This window comes from Stenotrophomonas sp. YJH_SMC_37, assembly GCF_059370035.1.
This window is the reverse complement of record NZ_JCAFTG010000006.1, coordinates 19,347-33,738: the sequence shown is the minus strand read 5'-3', so window position 1 is coordinate 33,738 and position 14,392 is coordinate 19,347. Positions and strand designations below refer to the sequence as shown.

The 14,392-nt window shown below is 67.7% G+C and carries 17 protein-coding genes; 9 read left to right on the top strand and 8 right to left on the bottom strand.

Annotated elements, in window-relative coordinates:
- Nucleotides 1–69: 69 nt before the first annotated feature.
- Nucleotides 70–762, top strand: coding sequence for a hypothetical protein (locus tag AC5P8J_RS10250; RefSeq protein ID WP_021204738.1), 693 nt, complete (start codon nucleotides 70–72; stop codon nucleotides 760–762).
- Between the two features lie 15 nt (nucleotides 763–777).
- Here AC5P8J_RS10250 and AC5P8J_RS10245 read toward each other — a convergent pair whose 3' ends face one another.
- On the bottom strand, nucleotides 778–1,137 hold the full coding sequence (locus AC5P8J_RS10245; RefSeq protein WP_005407745.1) for a DUF1428 domain-containing protein: 360 nt from the start codon (nucleotides 1,135–1,137) through the stop codon (nucleotides 778–780).
- Between the two features lie 281 nt (nucleotides 1,138–1,418).
- Between AC5P8J_RS10245 and AC5P8J_RS10240 the strand changes: the two genes are divergently transcribed.
- Both AC5P8J_RS10240 and AC5P8J_RS10235 read left to right on the top strand, forming a co-directional pair.
- Entirely contained in the window at nucleotides 1,419–1,991 is a 573-nt protein-coding gene (locus tag AC5P8J_RS10240; RefSeq protein ID WP_021204739.1) for an OmpO family porin, read from the top strand.
- Nucleotides 1,992–2,181: 190 nt separating this feature from the next.
- On the top strand, nucleotides 2,182–2,859 hold the full coding sequence (locus AC5P8J_RS10235; protein WP_021204740.1) for a response regulator transcription factor: 678 nt from the start codon (nucleotides 2,182–2,184) through the stop codon (nucleotides 2,857–2,859).
- Nucleotides 2,860–2,865: 6 nt separating this feature from the next.
- Here AC5P8J_RS10235 and AC5P8J_RS10230 read toward each other — a convergent pair whose 3' ends face one another.
- Nucleotides 2,866–3,255: a DUF6165 family protein gene (locus AC5P8J_RS10230; protein WP_031270855.1), complete on the bottom strand. Its 390-nt coding sequence runs from the start codon at nucleotides 3,253–3,255 to the stop codon at nucleotides 2,866–2,868.
- A 179-nt stretch (nucleotides 3,256–3,434) separates the two neighbouring features.
- Between AC5P8J_RS10230 and AC5P8J_RS10225 the strand changes: the two genes are divergently transcribed.
- Nucleotides 3,435–4,133, top strand: a complete 699-nt coding sequence (locus AC5P8J_RS10225) for a TorF family putative porin (RefSeq protein WP_021204742.1) — start codon at nucleotides 3,435–3,437, stop codon at nucleotides 4,131–4,133.
- On the opposite strand, the gene AC5P8J_RS10220 is transcribed toward AC5P8J_RS10225, so the two are convergent.
- Nucleotides 4,130–5,278, bottom strand: coding sequence for an MFS transporter (locus AC5P8J_RS10220; RefSeq protein WP_329842601.1), 1,149 nt, complete (start codon nucleotides 5,276–5,278; stop codon nucleotides 4,130–4,132). The genes AC5P8J_RS10225 and AC5P8J_RS10220 overlap by 4 nt on opposite strands.
- Nucleotides 5,279–5,421: 143 nt before the next feature.
- On the opposite strand from AC5P8J_RS10220, the gene AC5P8J_RS10215 reads away from it, so the two are divergent.
- Nucleotides 5,422–6,309 carry a LysR substrate-binding domain-containing protein gene (locus AC5P8J_RS10215; protein WP_428707766.1) on the top strand — a complete coding sequence of 296 codons (888 nt, stop codon included), beginning with the start codon at nucleotides 5,422–5,424 and terminating at the stop codon, nucleotides 6,307–6,309.
- On the opposite strand, the gene AC5P8J_RS10210 is transcribed toward AC5P8J_RS10215, so the two are convergent.
- Nucleotides 6,278–6,745: a YehS family protein gene (locus AC5P8J_RS10210; RefSeq protein ID WP_019661796.1), complete on the bottom strand. Its 468-nt coding sequence runs from the start codon at nucleotides 6,743–6,745 to the stop codon at nucleotides 6,278–6,280. The genes AC5P8J_RS10215 and AC5P8J_RS10210 overlap by 32 nt on opposite strands.
- 84 nt (nucleotides 6,746–6,829) lie before the next feature.
- On the opposite strand from AC5P8J_RS10210, the gene AC5P8J_RS10205 reads away from it, so the two are divergent.
- Together AC5P8J_RS10205 and AC5P8J_RS10200 are read left to right on the top strand one after the other, a co-directional pair.
- Nucleotides 6,830–7,324, top strand: coding sequence for a hypothetical protein (locus tag AC5P8J_RS10205; protein WP_021204745.1), 495 nt, complete (start codon nucleotides 6,830–6,832; stop codon nucleotides 7,322–7,324).
- 99 nt (nucleotides 7,325–7,423) lie between these two features.
- Entirely contained in the window at nucleotides 7,424–8,176 is a 753-nt protein-coding gene (locus AC5P8J_RS10200) for an SDR family NAD(P)-dependent oxidoreductase (protein WP_478436160.1), read from the top strand.
- 128 nt (nucleotides 8,177–8,304) lie between these two features.
- Here AC5P8J_RS10200 and AC5P8J_RS10195 read toward each other — a convergent pair whose 3' ends face one another.
- The 4 genes from AC5P8J_RS10195 to AC5P8J_RS10180 all read right to left on the bottom strand — a co-directional run bounded on the left by AC5P8J_RS10195 (nucleotide 8,305) and on the right by AC5P8J_RS10180 (nucleotide 12,430).
- The gene (locus tag AC5P8J_RS10195; RefSeq protein WP_021204747.1) at nucleotides 8,305–9,204 is read right to left on the bottom strand and encodes an SPOR domain-containing protein; all 900 of its coding nucleotides are present in this window, start codon (nucleotides 9,202–9,204) and stop codon (nucleotides 8,305–8,307) included.
- Between the two features lie 21 nt (nucleotides 9,205–9,225).
- Nucleotides 9,226–10,914, bottom strand: coding sequence for an arginine--tRNA ligase (gene argS, locus AC5P8J_RS10190; protein WP_021204748.1), 1,689 nt, complete (start codon nucleotides 10,912–10,914; stop codon nucleotides 9,226–9,228).
- Between the two features lie 114 nt (nucleotides 10,915–11,028).
- On the bottom strand, nucleotides 11,029–11,733 hold the full coding sequence (gene radC, locus AC5P8J_RS10185) for a RadC family protein (protein ID WP_026347232.1): 705 nt from the start codon (nucleotides 11,731–11,733) through the stop codon (nucleotides 11,029–11,031).
- A gap of 70 nt (nucleotides 11,734–11,803) precedes the next feature.
- The gene (locus tag AC5P8J_RS10180; protein ID WP_019661790.1) at nucleotides 11,804–12,430 is read right to left on the bottom strand and encodes a response regulator; all 627 of its coding nucleotides are present in this window, start codon (nucleotides 12,428–12,430) and stop codon (nucleotides 11,804–11,806) included.
- 228 nt (nucleotides 12,431–12,658) lie between these two features.
- Between AC5P8J_RS10180 and coaBC the strand changes: the two genes are divergently transcribed.
- Complete coding sequence (gene coaBC, locus AC5P8J_RS10175) at nucleotides 12,659–13,921, top strand: bifunctional phosphopantothenoylcysteine decarboxylase/phosphopantothenate--cysteine ligase CoaBC (RefSeq protein WP_111097663.1); 1,263 nt, start codon at nucleotides 12,659–12,661, stop codon at nucleotides 13,919–13,921.
- On the top strand, nucleotides 13,918–14,391 hold the full coding sequence (dut, locus tag AC5P8J_RS10170; protein ID WP_478436161.1) for a dUTP diphosphatase: 474 nt from the start codon (nucleotides 13,918–13,920) through the stop codon (nucleotides 14,389–14,391). Before coaBC ends, dut begins: the two co-directional genes overlap by 4 nt.
- Nucleotide 14,392 lies beyond the last annotated feature (1 nt).

The following is a 14,392-nucleotide window of genomic DNA, read 5'->3' as shown; positions in this document are numbered from 1 at the left end:
TGGGGCCTTTCGCGTTTCAGGGACGCGGTATGGAGCAGGATGCAGGTTCTTCCTGCTGGAGCCCGGGGCATGCGCGGTATTGACTTCAGTTCCTGGCAGGGCGTGCTGTCCACCTTGGCCGGCCTGGTCCTGATCACCCTGCTGGGCGTGGGCATCCGCCTGCTGGTGATGCAGACCCTGCAGCAGCGCCGCGAGCGCGAGAACCGGCAGATCAACGAACGGCTGCGCACGCTGATGGCGGCCTACAAGACCCTGGGCGGTTCGTTCACCGGCGAACTGGGTGTGGACCCCAGCCATCGCCGTGACCTTCGCCAGCGCGAGGATGCAGAGGGCATTGCCGAGCCCCGCTCGGATCGCGCGCGCCGCATCCGTGATGCCGTGGAAGCGGCGTTGTCGGACATCCTGCTGCTGGGCACCGACGAACAGGTGCGGCTGGCCGCGCGTGCCGCCAATGAACTGGCACAGGGGCGGCCGGTACATACCCATGAACTGGTGGTCTCGCTGCGCGACTTCGTGCGCGAAGCGCTGGATCTGGCGCCGATTCCGACCGACCTGCAGATACCGCCGCAGGGGCCGACCCGGCCGGGGGGCGCCAGTGTCGGCGGCAAGGGCCGCAACGACGGCGACGCCAAGGGCGGTCGTGCGGGTGGAGGAGGTGGCGGTGGCGGAATGGGCGCTGGGATGGGCGGTGTGGGCCTCGGCGCTGGCGCCGCACTGGGCGCCGGCCATGCCGCTGCCAGCGATGAAACGGACGCGCGCTGAGCACGTCCGCCCGGTTCAGCGCGTCAGTTCGTAGATCGGCACGAAGCCGCCGTAGATCATCCGCGCGCCGTCGAACGGCATCGGATTCGTCGCCGGATCAAACCTTGGGTCTTCCATCATCTTCTTCATGCCGGCGTCGCGGGTCGGCTTGTCCGGCCATTCGATCCAGGAAAACACCACCGTCTCATCCGGCGTGGCTTTCACCGCGCCGAAGAAGTCGGTGGTCTTGCCGTGCGGCACGTCATCGCCCCAGCACTCGACCACGCGCAGCGCGCCGTATTCGATGAAAACGGGATCTCCTGTGCGTGCGTGGGCGAGGAACTTCTCCTTGTTGGCGGTGGGCACCGCCAGGACGAAACCATCGATGTAGCTCATTGCCTGCCTCCGGATGGACCGTGCCGCATGCACGGCCTTCAAGTACCCGACGAACCAGGGCGTCGTGGATCGACATCCTGCAACCGGCAGTCGTTGTGCCGATGAAATGCACGCGCGCCGCGCGCGTATGCCAGAAACAGCCTGAATCAAGCCAGAAAATTCAGCAATGCGAAGACCGCTGTTTTCAGGGAGCGTTGTGGCGAATAACGGAGAATTTACATTCCCGATGCGATGGCGCCTTGGCGCTGCTGCACACCATAAGAAAGTAAAGGTGTACCCCCATGAAGAATTCGCTGATTGCTCTGGCCCTGGCCGCTGCCCTGCCGTTCACCGCCTCGGCTGCTGAGAACCTGTCGTACAACTATGCCGAAGCCGACTACGCCAAGACCGACATCGATGCGTTCAAGGCCGACGGCTGGGGCGTGAAGGGCTCGTACGGCTTCCTGCCGAACTTCCACGCTTTCGGTGATTACAGCCGCCAGGAAATCGACCACACCAACATCAAGCTGGACCAGTGGAAGATCGGCGCCGGCTACAACGTTGAAATCGCCCCGACCACCGACTTCGTTGCTCGCGTTGCCTACCAGAAGCGCGACCAGAAGCACGGCCTGGACTTCAACGGCTACAGCGCTGAAGCCGGTATCCGCACCGCCTTCGGTGCCCACGCCGAAGTCTACGGCATGGTCGGCTACGAAGATTTCTCGAAGAAGCACGGCATCAATCCGGAAGGCCAGTGGTACGGCCGCCTGGGTGGTCAGGTCAAGCTGAACCAGAACTGGGGCCTGAACGGCGAGCTTAAGATGAACCGCGACGGCGACAAGGAATACACCGTCGGCCCGCGCTTCAGCTGGTAATTGCTTCCTCGGCGCGCCTGCGCGCTGAAGATGCCTCGACAGGCCCGGCTCATGCCGGGCCTGTTGCGTTGTGACGACCCGAAACCGCAGCTGAGCATGTTCCGAGGCCGCTGCTGCGTTGCAATAAATTGGATTCCGCTGCTCCCGGCGCGGCCCTACGGTGGGCACTTCGTATCGTCGGATCCATGTGATGCCGCCTGCCGTTCCCGCTCTGCCCCTCGATCGGCCCCGCCGCCTGGCAATGCTGGCGCCGCATCCCGTGCTGCGTCTGGGGGTGGAGGTGGTGCTTTGCCAGCACGGTGGCGTGCAGGTCTGTGGCAGCTTCACCCGCGAAGCTGATCTGCTCGATCTGCTGCAGCGCCAGCCGGATGGCATCGACCTGCTGCTGATCGACCTGCTGGCGCCCTATGGTCCCGAACAGGGCCTGTCCCTGTTGCGGCTGTTGTCGCGGCGCTGGCCGCTGCTGCCGGTGCTGGTGCTGTCTGCGCACTGCAATGCCAGCATGGTGACCATGGCGATGCAGGCCGGCGCGCGCGGCTTCCTGTCAAAGGGAACCACGCCGGCGATGCTGCGGCGCGCGGTGGAGGTACTGGCCCGTGGCGGCCGCTTCGTGCCCCCGGAGCTGCGCACGCAGCTGAACCGATCACGCATGCGGCGCACACCGGCGCCGGTGCTGACGCCCTTGAGCCGACGTGAGCGCGAGGTGCTCCGGCTGGTCCTGCAGGGCTGCACCACCGGGGAGGTGGCGCGGCGCTTCGGGCGCACGGCCAGTACGGTCAGCACGCAGAAGCGGACGGCGTACGAGAAGCTGGGCATTCACAGCGATGGTGAGCTGTTCCGCATCCGGCACCTGCTCGAATGCGGATGAGCGGGCTTACTCGCCCTGGTACTGCTTCTCTTCCACCAGGGCCGAACCTGCCACGCGGTTGATCTCGTTCTTCACCTGCACGCGCTCGCCATTGGTGCCATAGACACCGCGTGCCAGCTGGATGAAGCCATCGTCGAACACCTGGGCCGCTTCCTTGTCGCGCAGCTGGTCCTGGATGTCCCACATGCGCTCGTTGATTGCCTTCAACTGCTGCTTCAGCACGGCCAGCGCCGGCTGAGCCTGCAGCTGCTGCTGCAGCAACGGCAGCAGGCCGTCCAGCTCGGTGCGCACGTTGCTCAGCTTGGCCGCATCGTCGATGCGTTCGGCCTTGATCTCGAGAATGGTGATCTTGTCGATCAGCTCGCCGATCGATACCGGGGTCAGGATGGCGTCCACGCGGTTGGTTCTCTGGAAACAGGGCACCATGATACCGCGCTGCCGGCATGTGGCCCCGATTCACGGGATTTACGCCGAATTTGCGCCGCGGCCCCGGCAGCACCCTCGATCCGTTACGGCCACCGCCTCGACACTGCGTTCCCGGCGGCATAACCGCCTTCGACGAGGAACACAGTGCAGTGAACAGCAAGGGGATGATGGCGGCGGTGGTGGCCGCCCTGGCAGGGCTGCTCGGGATCGGCAGCGCGCAGGCACAGGTACAGGTCAGTGGCAGTGCGGCGTTGACCAGTGACTACGTGTGGCGTGGCAGCTCGCAGAGCGACGGCGACCCGGCGGTGCAGGCGGGTGCGAAGGTTTCGATCCCATCGGGTTGGTACGCCAGCGTGTGGGGCTCCAACGTTTCGTTCAAGCCGGACAATGGCGCGCGCAGCGAGTTCGACCTGGTGGCCGGCTGGTCCGGTGCGCTGGCCCCGGACTGGACACTGGATGCCAACCTGACCCGCTACATGTACCCGGGCACCGGCCGCGCGCTGGACTGGACCGAACTCAGCACCACGGTGAGCTGGAAGCAGCGCGCCTGGTTGCAGGTCGCCCATTCCAACGATGCGTTGGCCGGTGGCCATCGCGGTACCTATGCCCAGCTGGGCGTGCGCGTGCCGCTGCACGAGCGCGTCCGCCTGGAAGCAGCGGTGGGCCAGTACTGGCTGGCCACCGCGCAGGGCCCGGACTACCTGCATGGGCAGCTCAGTGCCATTGCCACGCTGGCCCCGGCATGGGAGCTGCGTGCCACCGTGCATGACACCGACAGTGCGGCCAAGCGCCTGTTCCCGGGCAATGCCGGTGGACGATGGGAGCTGGCGCTGCAGGGCAGTTTCTAGTCGGCCACCGAGGCCTGGCGCGCATGCAGCGCGCCGGGCAGCCACAGCAGCAGGGCCAGCACCGCCACCGCAGCACCGGCTACGCAGACGCCGGTCCAGCCGAAGCGCTGGTAGACCTGCGCCGACAGCAGCGAACCCAGCGAACCGCCGATGAAGTAGCCGGTCATGTAGCCGGCATTGAGGCGGTTGCGCGCTGCCGGTTGCAGTGCATAGATCAGGTTCTGGTTACTGACGTGCAGCAGCTGCGCGGCCAGGTCCAGCACCACCACGCCGACCAGCAGCGCCAGCAACGAGTGGGCCGACAGCCCCAGTGGCAGCCACGAGAGCAGCAGCAGCGCCAGCGCGATGGCGGTGGCACGCCCGGTCTGGCCACGGTCGGACATGCGGCCGGCCAGGCCGGCCGCCAGCGTGCCGGCCGCGCCGACCAGCCCGAACAGGCCGATGGTGGCGTCGCTGTAGGCATACGGCGGCTGTGCCAGCAGGAACGCCAGTGGCGTCCAGAAGATCGCGAACATGGCGAAGCTGCAGGCCCCCAGCAGGGTGCGCTGGCGCAGCACCGGTTCCTGCACGAACAGCACGCCGATCGAGCGCAGCAATGCGAAGTAGCCAAGGCCGGCGCTGTGGTGGAAGCGCGGCAGGCCGCGCTGCAATGCCAGTGCGGTCAGCACCAGGGTGGCAGCGGCGATCGCGTACACCAGGCGCCAGTCGCCCAGGCTGGAAAGCAGGCCGGCCACGGTACGTGCCAGCAGGATGCCCAGCAGCAGGCCGCTCATCAACGTGCCGACCACGCGACCGCGATGTTCCGGCGCGGCCAGCGTGGCCGCGAACGGCACCAGCACCTGGGCGACCACGGAGAACAGGCCGGTGATCGCGGTGCCCGCCAGCAGCCAGGCCAGCGACGGCGCACAGGCACTGATCACCAGCCCGCCGGCGGACAACAGGCTCATCACCACGATCAGGCGCCGGCGTTCGAACAGGTCTCCCAGCGGCACCAGCAGGATCAGTCCGGCGGCATAGCTCAGCTGCGCGGCGGTGACCACCATGCCGACCTGGCCGAACGGCACACCGAAGGCATCGGCAATGGTATGCAGCAGTGGCTGCGCATAGTAGTTGCTGGCCACGGCCACGCCGGTGGCGACCGACATCAGCAGCACCTGCCAGCGGTGCAGGGGGGGGAGGGACGGACTCACGCGGTATTCCACAAAGCGGGGTGCACAGTGTCCGCCTGCTGCGACCATGATGGAAATGAATCATCATCATCCATGCCATCTGGAAACGAGATAGCTGGATGAATCTCAAGCAGCTCGAATTTGCCGTCGCCCTGGCCGAAGAGGGCAATTTCACCCGTGCCGCCGAACGCTGCCACGTGGTGCAGTCCGCGTTGAGCCACCAGATTGCCTACCTGGAGCAGGAACTGGGCACGCCGCTGTTTGAACGCCTGCCGCGCCAGGTACGGGCGACGGCGGCCGGTGAGGCGCTGCTGGTGCACGCACGCCAGGTGCTGGCCAGCCTGCGCCACCTGCGCGCTGACGTGGCCGCGGTGAGTGGCGAGGTGCGTGGCCTGCTGGCGATCGGGCAGATTTCCTCGCTGACCGGCATCGACGTGGTGGCGATGCTGGCAGCCTTCCAGCAGGCGCACCCGCAGGTGGAGTTCCAGCTGCGGGTGGACAAGAGCGAGGATCTGATCGCGCAGGTGCAGTCGCGTGAATTGGACGTGGCACTGGTGGGGTTGGCGCCCTCGGCCGGCCTGGACGGGGTCTGCCACCAGATGCTGCAGGAAGAAGACCTGGTGGCGGTGCTGGCGCCGTCGCACCGCTTGGCCCGGCGCAAGCGGCTGCCCTTGACCGAACTGCAGGATGAAGCGCTGGTCGACTTCCCGCGCGGCACCGGTGCGCGGCGGCAGACCGACGATGCCTTCGCCGCCGCCGGCCTGCCGCACACGGTCCGCTTCGAGGTCAACCTGATGGAACTGGTCGAGCGCTTCGTCCGCCATGGGCTGGCGGTCGGCATCGTGCCGGCGTTGATCGCCGAAGGCTTTGAAGGCGTGGTGCGGATTCCGCTGCAGCCGACCCCGACCCGCCGCGTGCACCTGGTCTGGCAGCGGCTGCCGACACCGGCGGCGCGGGCGTTCGTCGAGGCCGTGCTCAGCCGCGCAGGCGCAGGCTCAGGCCCTTGAGGAAGTTGCGCAGCATCTGGTCCAGGCAACGCCGGTAGTTGGCGTGCCCGGGTTGGCGGAACAGTGCGCCCACTTCCGACTTGGAGACATTGAAACCGGCGCTGGCGAAGATCTCCATCAGATCGACGTCGCGCAGCTGGAACGCCACGCGCAGCTTCTTCAGCACCAGGTTGTTGTCGATGCGGGTCTCCACCGCGCGCTGCGGCTGGTTCTCGTCGCGACCGCGCAGGTGCACGATCAGGCCGTCGAGGAAGTGCGCCAGCGCGCTGTCGCTCATCGCCTCGAAACCGGCTTCGTCCTCGCGGCGCAACCAGGCCTTCACCTGCTCGGTCTCCACGGCGAAGGCCGGGTCGGCCATCTGGCACAGGGCCACCACGTGGTGGTCGCCCAGGTCCAGGGAGTAGCGCACGCTGCGCAGGACATCATTGTTGATCATGGTCCAATTGTAGCGGCCCCTGGCGTGTCACCGGAGTGTCATCGAACTGCAGCATCGTGGGCACTCGTTCGCTGAGACCCTTGCATGCGCCGGTATCTGTTTTCCGCACTGCTGCTCGCCAGCAGCTTCGCTGCCTTCGCCCAGGACCGCTTCGTACCCGTCGAGCGGCGCCTCAGTGCATCCCAACTGGCCGAGGTCGGGCTCAGTCCAGCGCAGTTGCAGGCACTGAACCGGGTACTGCGCGAGGCAGAGCGCGCGGCCACCGGGCCGACGGCAGCGGTGGCCCCGGCCCCCGCCGCTGCGCCGCTGCCTGCCAATGTGCCGGCACCGGCAGCAATGCATCTGGGCCTGGAAGAAGGACCGGTCAATGCACGCGTGGTCGGAGAGGTCGCAGGCTGGCAGCCCGGCACGCTGTTCACCCTTGATAACGGCCAGCAATGGCAGGTGATGAAGGGGCAGATGAAGCTGCGCAAGGTGCTGCAGTCGCCGCAGATCGCCGTTGTTCCAGGAATTGCCGGGCGCTGGTTCCTGCAGGTCGACGAAGACCTGCCCAAGGCCCGGGTATTCCGCGTGCGCTGAGCCGCGCACGCCTCGGGCGTGGTCAGCCGGCATCGGCAACGCAGGGGCGGGCCGACGGTGCCAGAATGGGCGTCCGGTTTTTCCCCCTGGAGTTGCCTGATGACCCGAACTGTCCTGATTACCGGCGCCACGTCCGGCTTCGGCGCCGCCGCCGTCCACCGCTTCGCCCAGGCCGGGTGGAAGGTGATCGCCACCGGCCGCCGCGGCGAACGCCTGCAGCCGCTGGTCGAGCGCTACGGCAAGGACGTGGTTCACGCCGCCGCCTTCGACATCCGCGATCCGGTGGCGATGGAGGCGGCCCTGCTGGCACTGCCGCCTGCGTTCGGCCAGATCGATCTGCTGGTCAACAACGCGGGCCTGGCACAGGGTACCGCGCCGGCACAGAGCGCCAAGCTGTCGGACTGGACCACGATGATCGACACCAACATCACCGCGCTGGTGACCTTGACCCATCGCCTGCTGCCGCAGCTGGTGGAGCGCAAGGGCGCGATCATCAACATCTCGTCGGTGGCCGGCGTCTACCCGTACCCGGGTGGCAACGCCTACGGTGGCACCAAGGCGTTCGTCAGCCAGTTCTCGCTGGGCCTGCGTTCGGACCTGCACGGCACCGGCGTGCGCGTGACCACGATCGAGCCGGGTATGGCTGAAACCGAGTTCACCGTGGTGCGTACCCATGGCGACCAGGCGGCATCGGACAAGCTCTATACCGGCGCCAACCCGATGACCGCTGAAGACATCGCCGAACAGATGTTCTGGGTGGCCAGCCTGCCGCCGCACCTGAACATCAATCGCCTGGAGCTGATGCCGGTCAGCCAGTCCTTCGCCGGTTTCCAGGTCGCCCGCGAAGGCTGACCTGCGTCGCGGGTCCCGTAGAGCCGAGCCTATGCTCGGCTTCGTCTGGATTCAGCCGAGCATGGCTCGGCTCTACAGAAACGAAAAAAGCCGGGCAATGCCCGGCTTCCTCGTTCACAGCGGCAGGCTTACTGCGCCTTGATCGCCATCGCCTGCAGGCCGGTGCCATCCAGCTTCTGCTTGGCTTCGGACAACTCGCCGGCGCTGCCATACGGCCCCATGCGCACGCGGTACACGGTCTTGCCGTTGATCTGCGCCGATTCCACGCGTGCCGCCAGGCCCATCATCGCCAGCTTGGCCTTGGTCGCCTCGGCATCGCCGGAGGCACCGAACGCACCGGCCTGCAGGATGTAGCGGGCGTTGTCGGCGGCAGCCGGTGCAGCAGCTGCCGGAGTACCGGTCGCTGCCGGTGCGGCTTCCGCACGTGCTGCAGGCGTGGCCGCGGCGTTGCTGGTCGACGCCGTTGGGGTGCCGGCTGCAGGCGTTGCCGCCGCCGGGCGTTCGCTCAGCGGTGCCGGCAGCGGACGGCTGGTCGCGGTCACCGGGGCGGTGCTGGCCACGCTGGCCGTGGCTGTGGGTGCTGGCGCCGCGGGCGGCGGAACCGGCTTGCCTTCCAGTGCAGCCTGCGCGCGCTGCGCTTCGGCCCTGGCCCGGCGCTGGTCTTCGGCACGCGCGCTGGCGGCCAGTTCGGCGTCGGACATTTCAACTTCCTTGCCCGGCAGCAGGGTGTAGAAGTCGTACTGGGTCGCGGCCGGCTTTTCCGGCTCGGCCGGCTTCGGCGTAGCCGGCTGTGCGGCCGGCTGGGTGCCGACATCGCTGTCGGCGTCAGCGACCGGGGCCGGTTGCGCGTTCGGGTTCGGCTGCGGTCCGGCACGAAGGAAGCCATCGCCTTCGCCCTTGAACAGGTTCGGCGCCGCCAGGAACACCACGGCCGCAATCGCCACGCCAGCGACCAGCCACACCCATCCGGGTGTGCCCTGGCTGCTGCTGTTGCGTCGTGCCTGGTTTTTGCCGCGTCGTGCTGCCATGGGTACTGCGTCTCCTGATGCTTACATTTTTTCCGGGGCGCTGACGCCCAGGAGGTCGAGGCCGTTGGCCAGCACCTGGCGGGCAGCGCAGGCCAGGGTCAGCTTGGCGTTGCGATCGGCGGCATCTTCCACCAGTACCGGCGTTCCGTGATACCACGTGTGGAACGCGTGCGCCAATTCACGCAGGTACTGCGCCACCAGATGCGGCTCCAGCGCCACGCCGGCCGCCTCCACCACTTCCGGGTACCGCGAGATCTCGTTCATCAGCAGCAGCGAAGCGTCGTCGGCCAGGCGGCCGAGGTTGGCCAGGCCATCAGCCTGTTCATACACCAGCCCCTTCTCCTGCGCCTGGCGCAGCAGGCTGCAGACGCGGGCATGCGCGTACTGCACGTAGAACACCGGGTTGTCGTTGCTCTGCTGGCGGGCCAGGTCGATGTCGAAGGTCAGCTGCGAATCGGGCTTGCGCGCGATCAGGAACCAGCGGGTGGCATCGCGGCCGGCTTCCTCGATCAGGTCACGCAGGGTGAAGTAGCTGCCGGCACGCTTGGACAGCTTCACTTCCTCGCCGCCACGCATGACGGTGACCATCTGGTGCAGCACGTACTCCGGCCAGCCCTGCGGAATGCCCACTTCCATCGCCTGCAGGCCGGCGCGCACACGCGCCAGCGAGCCGTGGTGGTCGGCACCGAGTTCGGTGATCGCGCGCTCGTAGCCGCGCTGCCACTTGGACAGGTGGTAGGCCACGTCCGGCACGAAGTAGGTGAAGGTGCCGTCGGACTTGCGCATCACGCGGTCCTTGTCGTCACCGAAGTCGGTGCTGCGCAGCCACAGCGCGCCACCTTCTTCATAGGTATGACCCGACGCCTGCAGCTTGGCCACCGCTTCGGCTACCTTGCCGTCGGCGTACAGCGAGCTTTCCAGGAAATAGATGTCGAAGTCGACGCCGAACGCGGCCAGGTCCAGGTTCTGCTCGTTGCGCAGGTAGGCCACGGCGAAGCGGCGGATCGCCTGCATGTCGTCCGGGTCCTTGGCGCCGACCACGGTGCTGCCTTCCAGGTCGACGCTGGCGCCGGCCATGTAGGCGCGTGCGACGTCGGCGATGTACTCACCGCGGTAGCCACCTTCCGGCCAGCCGTCCTGGTCCGGCGCGATGCCCTTGATCCGTGCCTGGGTGGACAGCGCCAGGTTCTCGATCTGCACGCCGGCGTCGTTGTAGTAGAACTCACGCTTGGCGTTCCAGCCGTTGGCATCGAGCACTCGCGCCACGCAGTCGCCAATGGCCGCCGCGCGGCCATGGCCGACATGCAGCGGGCCGGTCGGGTTGGCCGACACGTACTCCACGCCCACCGTGCGGCCATTGCCAGACAGGTTGCGGCCGTAGTCGTGGGCTTCCTTGATGACCGACGCGGCTTCACGCTGGTACGCGGCCGGGGCCAGGTGGAAGTTGATGAAGCCGGGGCCGGCGATCTCGACCTTGCTGAGGTCCTCGCTGCGCGGCAGCGCCTCGACCAGCGCCTGCGCCAGTGCGCGCGGATTGCTGCGCGCGGCCTTGGCCAGCAGCATCGCGGCGTTGGTGGCGAAGTCGCCGTGGTCGCGGGTCTTCGGGCGCTCGACCACGAAGTCCGGCGGCAGGGAGTCGGCGGGCAGGGTGCCATTGGCGCGCAAGGCTTCGATGCCTTGGCTGATCAGGGCGCGGAGGAGATTTTTCACGAGGCCTGCTGTGAGAATGAGCGGCGGAATCGCCCATTTTAGCGCATGTACCCGCGCCCACGCTGACCAGAACATGCCTGCGGGGGCGGCCGGTGGCGCCTGAAGGGGGCGCGCTCAGCCGAACAGCCGAGGCTGGGGCGGGGACAGCAGGCCCCGTTCAGCAAATGAAACGGGACGGCCCTCGCCGACCACGAAGTGGTCCAGCAGGCGCACGTCCACCATCGCCAGCGCCTGCTGCAGTTCATCGGTGATGCGGGTATCGGCGCTGGACGGTTCAGGGTCGCCCGAAGGATGGTTGTGGCTGAGGATCACCGCCGCCGCGTTGTGCAGCAGGGCACGCCGGACCACCTCGCGGGGGTAGACCGGCGCGGCGTTGATGGTGCCGTGGAACAGCTCTTCGCAGGCGATCAGGCGGTGGCGGTTGTCCAGGAACAGGGCCATGAAGATTTCCCGCGCCTGCCCTCGCAGGCGGTGCTGCAGATAGCGGCCGACCGCGGCAGGGTTGTTACCCACCGCTTCGCCGTGCTCCAGCTCAGCCGCCAGGTAGCGATGGGCCAGTTCCAGCCCGGCAGCCAGCGTACAGCTGCGCGCCGGGCCCAGCCCGGGCAAGCGGGCCAGTTCGCCCGCGGGACGGTCGAGCAGCACCCGCAAGGGGCCATGCGCCTGCAGCAGGTCGCGCGCGGTCTGCACGGCATCACGGCCGCCGAAGCCGGAGCCGAGGAACAGGGCCAGCAGCTCGGCGTCGGAAAGTGCCGTGGGCCCGCGCGCGATCAGCTTCTCGCGGGGACGTTCCTGTTCGGGCCAGTCGTGGATGGGCATGCCTGCATCATCGCCAGCTTCGGCGGCGTCTCCCATCGGGGCTTGCCGCGGTCCCGGGTCGGTCGATACCTCAGTCGCGCCGGGTCTGCAGGTAGTCGAACAGTTCCTGGTTGTTCTGCAGCCCCAGCTTGCGCTTGGCTTCGGCCTTCTGCCGGCTGATGGTCTTCGGGCTGCGCCCACAACGCTTGGCGACTTCGTTCACGTTGAGCCCGGTCGCCAGCAGATCCAGCACTTCCTTCTCGCGTGCCGACAGCGGTGCCGGTTCGCGCGGGAACAGCAGGTCGCGGGCCTGCAGGTGATGGCGCAGCTGCTGGGAGACGAATACGTGCCCGGCCAGTGCGGCGTTCAGCGCCTGGGGCAGCTCGGCGAAATCGGCGCACTTGTCGACCAGGCCACTGATGCCCTCCCGCAGCAGGCCGTCCAGCAGGCCGGGATGGCGGGCGCCGGTGAGCACCACCACCGGCAGGCCAGGGCGACGCATGCGCAGCGCGTCGATCAGCTCCGGACCGTCCGGGCCGGCACCCGGCATCGACAGGTCGGTCAGGACTGCATCGCAGTCGTGGCGGTCCACCAGGTCCAGCAGCTGGGCGCCGTCACGCGCACTGCCGACGATGTCCATCAGGTAGGTCTGCAGCACGATGGCGATGCCATGCAGGACCACGGGATGGTCGTCGGCAATGATGATGCGTGGACGCACGCGGTTCCTCGAAGATCGAACAGGCCACGGCGGGCGGCAGCCAATGCCTGATTCTGCAAAAGCGCAGGCCCCTGGAGGTATAGGAAAGGTCCGAAACCGATACCGGGTGAATGCCGGGTCAATGCAGGCGGGCTCCATCTGCTGATAGCCGCCCGCTATGTGCACCGGGCACCGGGACATTACCGACCTTCGGGTAAGCTAGCGCCCTCGTTTGCACAGGAATTCCAGGTGGCTGACTCCCCCAACGCTTCTCCCGCGCCGGCCCGCGCGCTGGAAGGTCAGAAACTGCTGTTGTGCGTCGGAGGCGGGATCGCGGCCTACAAGGCCCTGGAACTGGTGCGGCGCCTGCGCGACGCCGGTGCCCAGGTGCAGGTGGCGATGACTGCCGGTGCCCAGCAGTTCGTCACTCCGCTCAGCTTCCAGGCGCTGTCCGGGCAGCCGACCCGCACCACGCTGTGGGACAGCGCCGCCGAACAGGCCATGGGCCATATCGAACTGGCGCGCTGGGCCGATCGCATCGTGGTCGCCCCAGGTACCGCCGATCTGCTCGCGCGGCTGGCCCAGGGCCACGCCGATGACCTGGTCAGCACGCTGTGCCTGGCCAGCACCGCGCCGCTGACGATCTGCCCGGCGATGAACCACCGCATGTGGCTGCATCCGGCCACCCAGGCCAACATCGCCCTGCTGCGCCAGCGCGGCGCGCAGGTGATCGGCCCGGTCGACGGTCCGCTGGCCGAAGGCGAATCCGGTCCGGGTCGTCTGGCCGAGCCCGGCGACATCGTCGCCGCGCTGGCGGCCAATGGCAGTGCTGCAGCGGCGGTTGCCGCACCGGAAACCCACGCGCTGCAGGGCCTGCGCCTGCTGATCAGCGCTGGCCCGACCTATGAAGACATCGATCCGGTGCGCTACGTCGGCAACCGCAGCAGCGGCAAGATGGGCTTTGCCCTGGCTGCGGCCGCCGCGACGATGGGCGCCCAGGTGGTGCTGGTCAGCGGCCCGGTGCAGCTGCCGACGCCTCCCGGCGTGCAGCGTGTGGACGTGCGCTCGGCCGCGCAGATGCGTGATGCCGTGCTGAAGTCGTTGCCGGCCGACATCTATATCGGTGCCGCTGCGGTGTCCGACTACACACCGCGCCAGGTTGCACCGCAGAAGCTGAAGAAGACCGCCGAGAGCCAGTCGCTGGTGATCGAGCTGGTGCGCACGCCGGACATCCTGGCCGAAGTTGCCGCGCAGACGCAGTCGCTGAAGCTGGTGGTCGGCTTTGCCGCCGAAACCCACGACGTGGAGAAGTATGCGCGTGGCAAGCTGGTCGACAAGCGCCTTGACCTGGTGATCGCCAACCAAGTCGGCATCAGCGGCGGTGGTTTCGAGAGCGACAACAATGCCGCCACTGCCTTCTGGCAGGACGGTGAACAGGTATTCCCGGCCACCTCCAAGCGCGAGCTGGCCGAACAACTGCTGGCGCTGATCGCGCGGAGACTCCAGGCATGACCCAGGCTTTCACTTCCCAACCCCTGCAGGTCAAGCTGCTCGATCCGCGCTTTGGCGACAGCTGGCCGCTGCCGGCCTACGCCACCGAAGCCAGCGCCGGCATGGACCTGCGCGCGGCGCTGGATACCGCGCTGACCCTGCAGCCGGGCGACACCGCGCTGGTGCCCAGTGGCCTGGCCATCCACATCGCCGACCCGCACCTGTGCGCGGTGATCCTGCCGCGTTCGGGGCTCGGCCACCGCCACGGCATCGTGCTCGGCAATGGCACCGGCCTGATCGACGCCGACTACCAGGGACCGCTGCTGATCAGCGTCTGGAACCGCAGCCGCGAGGCATTCACCATCGAGCCGGGTGATCGCATCGCGCAGCTGGTGGTGGTGCCGATTGCCCGCGTCAGCCTGCAGGTGGTGGATACTTTCACCGACAGCGTGCGCGGAACGGGTGGATTCGGCCATACCGGGGTGCGTTGAC

Coding starts and splice junctions, on each gene's coding strand:
- AC5P8J_RS10250 (WP_021204738.1), top strand. CDS start 70: ATGCGCGGTATTGACTTCAGTTCCTGGCAGGGCGTGCTGTCCACCTTG.
- AC5P8J_RS10220 (WP_329842601.1), bottom strand. CDS start 5,278: ATGTCGGTCGCCACCGGCGTGGCCGTGGCCAGCAACTACTATGCGCAG.
- AC5P8J_RS10215 (WP_428707766.1), top strand. CDS start 5,422: ATGAATCTCAAGCAGCTCGAATTTGCCGTCGCCCTGGCCGAAGAGGGC.
- AC5P8J_RS10245 (WP_005407745.1), bottom strand. CDS start 1,137: ATGAGCTACATCGATGGTTTCGTCCTGGCGGTGCCCACCGCCAACAAG.
- AC5P8J_RS10195 (WP_021204747.1), bottom strand. CDS start 9,204: ATGGCAGCACGACGCGGCAAAAACCAGGCACGACGCAACAGCAGCAGC.
- AC5P8J_RS10200 (WP_478436160.1), top strand. CDS start 7,424: ATGACCCGAACTGTCCTGATTACCGGCGCCACGTCCGGCTTCGGCGCC.
- radC (WP_026347232.1), bottom strand. CDS start 11,733: ATGCCCATCCACGACTGGCCCGAACAGGAACGTCCCCGCGAGAAGCTG.
- dut (WP_478436161.1), top strand. CDS start 13,918: ATGACCCAGGCTTTCACTTCCCAACCCCTGCAGGTCAAGCTGCTCGAT.
- AC5P8J_RS10235 (WP_021204740.1), top strand. CDS start 2,182: ATGCCGCCTGCCGTTCCCGCTCTGCCCCTCGATCGGCCCCGCCGCCTG.
- AC5P8J_RS10210 (WP_019661796.1), bottom strand. CDS start 6,745: ATGATCAACAATGATGTCCTGCGCAGCGTGCGCTACTCCCTGGACCTG.
- AC5P8J_RS10205 (WP_021204745.1), top strand. CDS start 6,830: ATGCGCCGGTATCTGTTTTCCGCACTGCTGCTCGCCAGCAGCTTCGCT.
- AC5P8J_RS10240 (WP_021204739.1), top strand. CDS start 1,419: ATGAAGAATTCGCTGATTGCTCTGGCCCTGGCCGCTGCCCTGCCGTTC.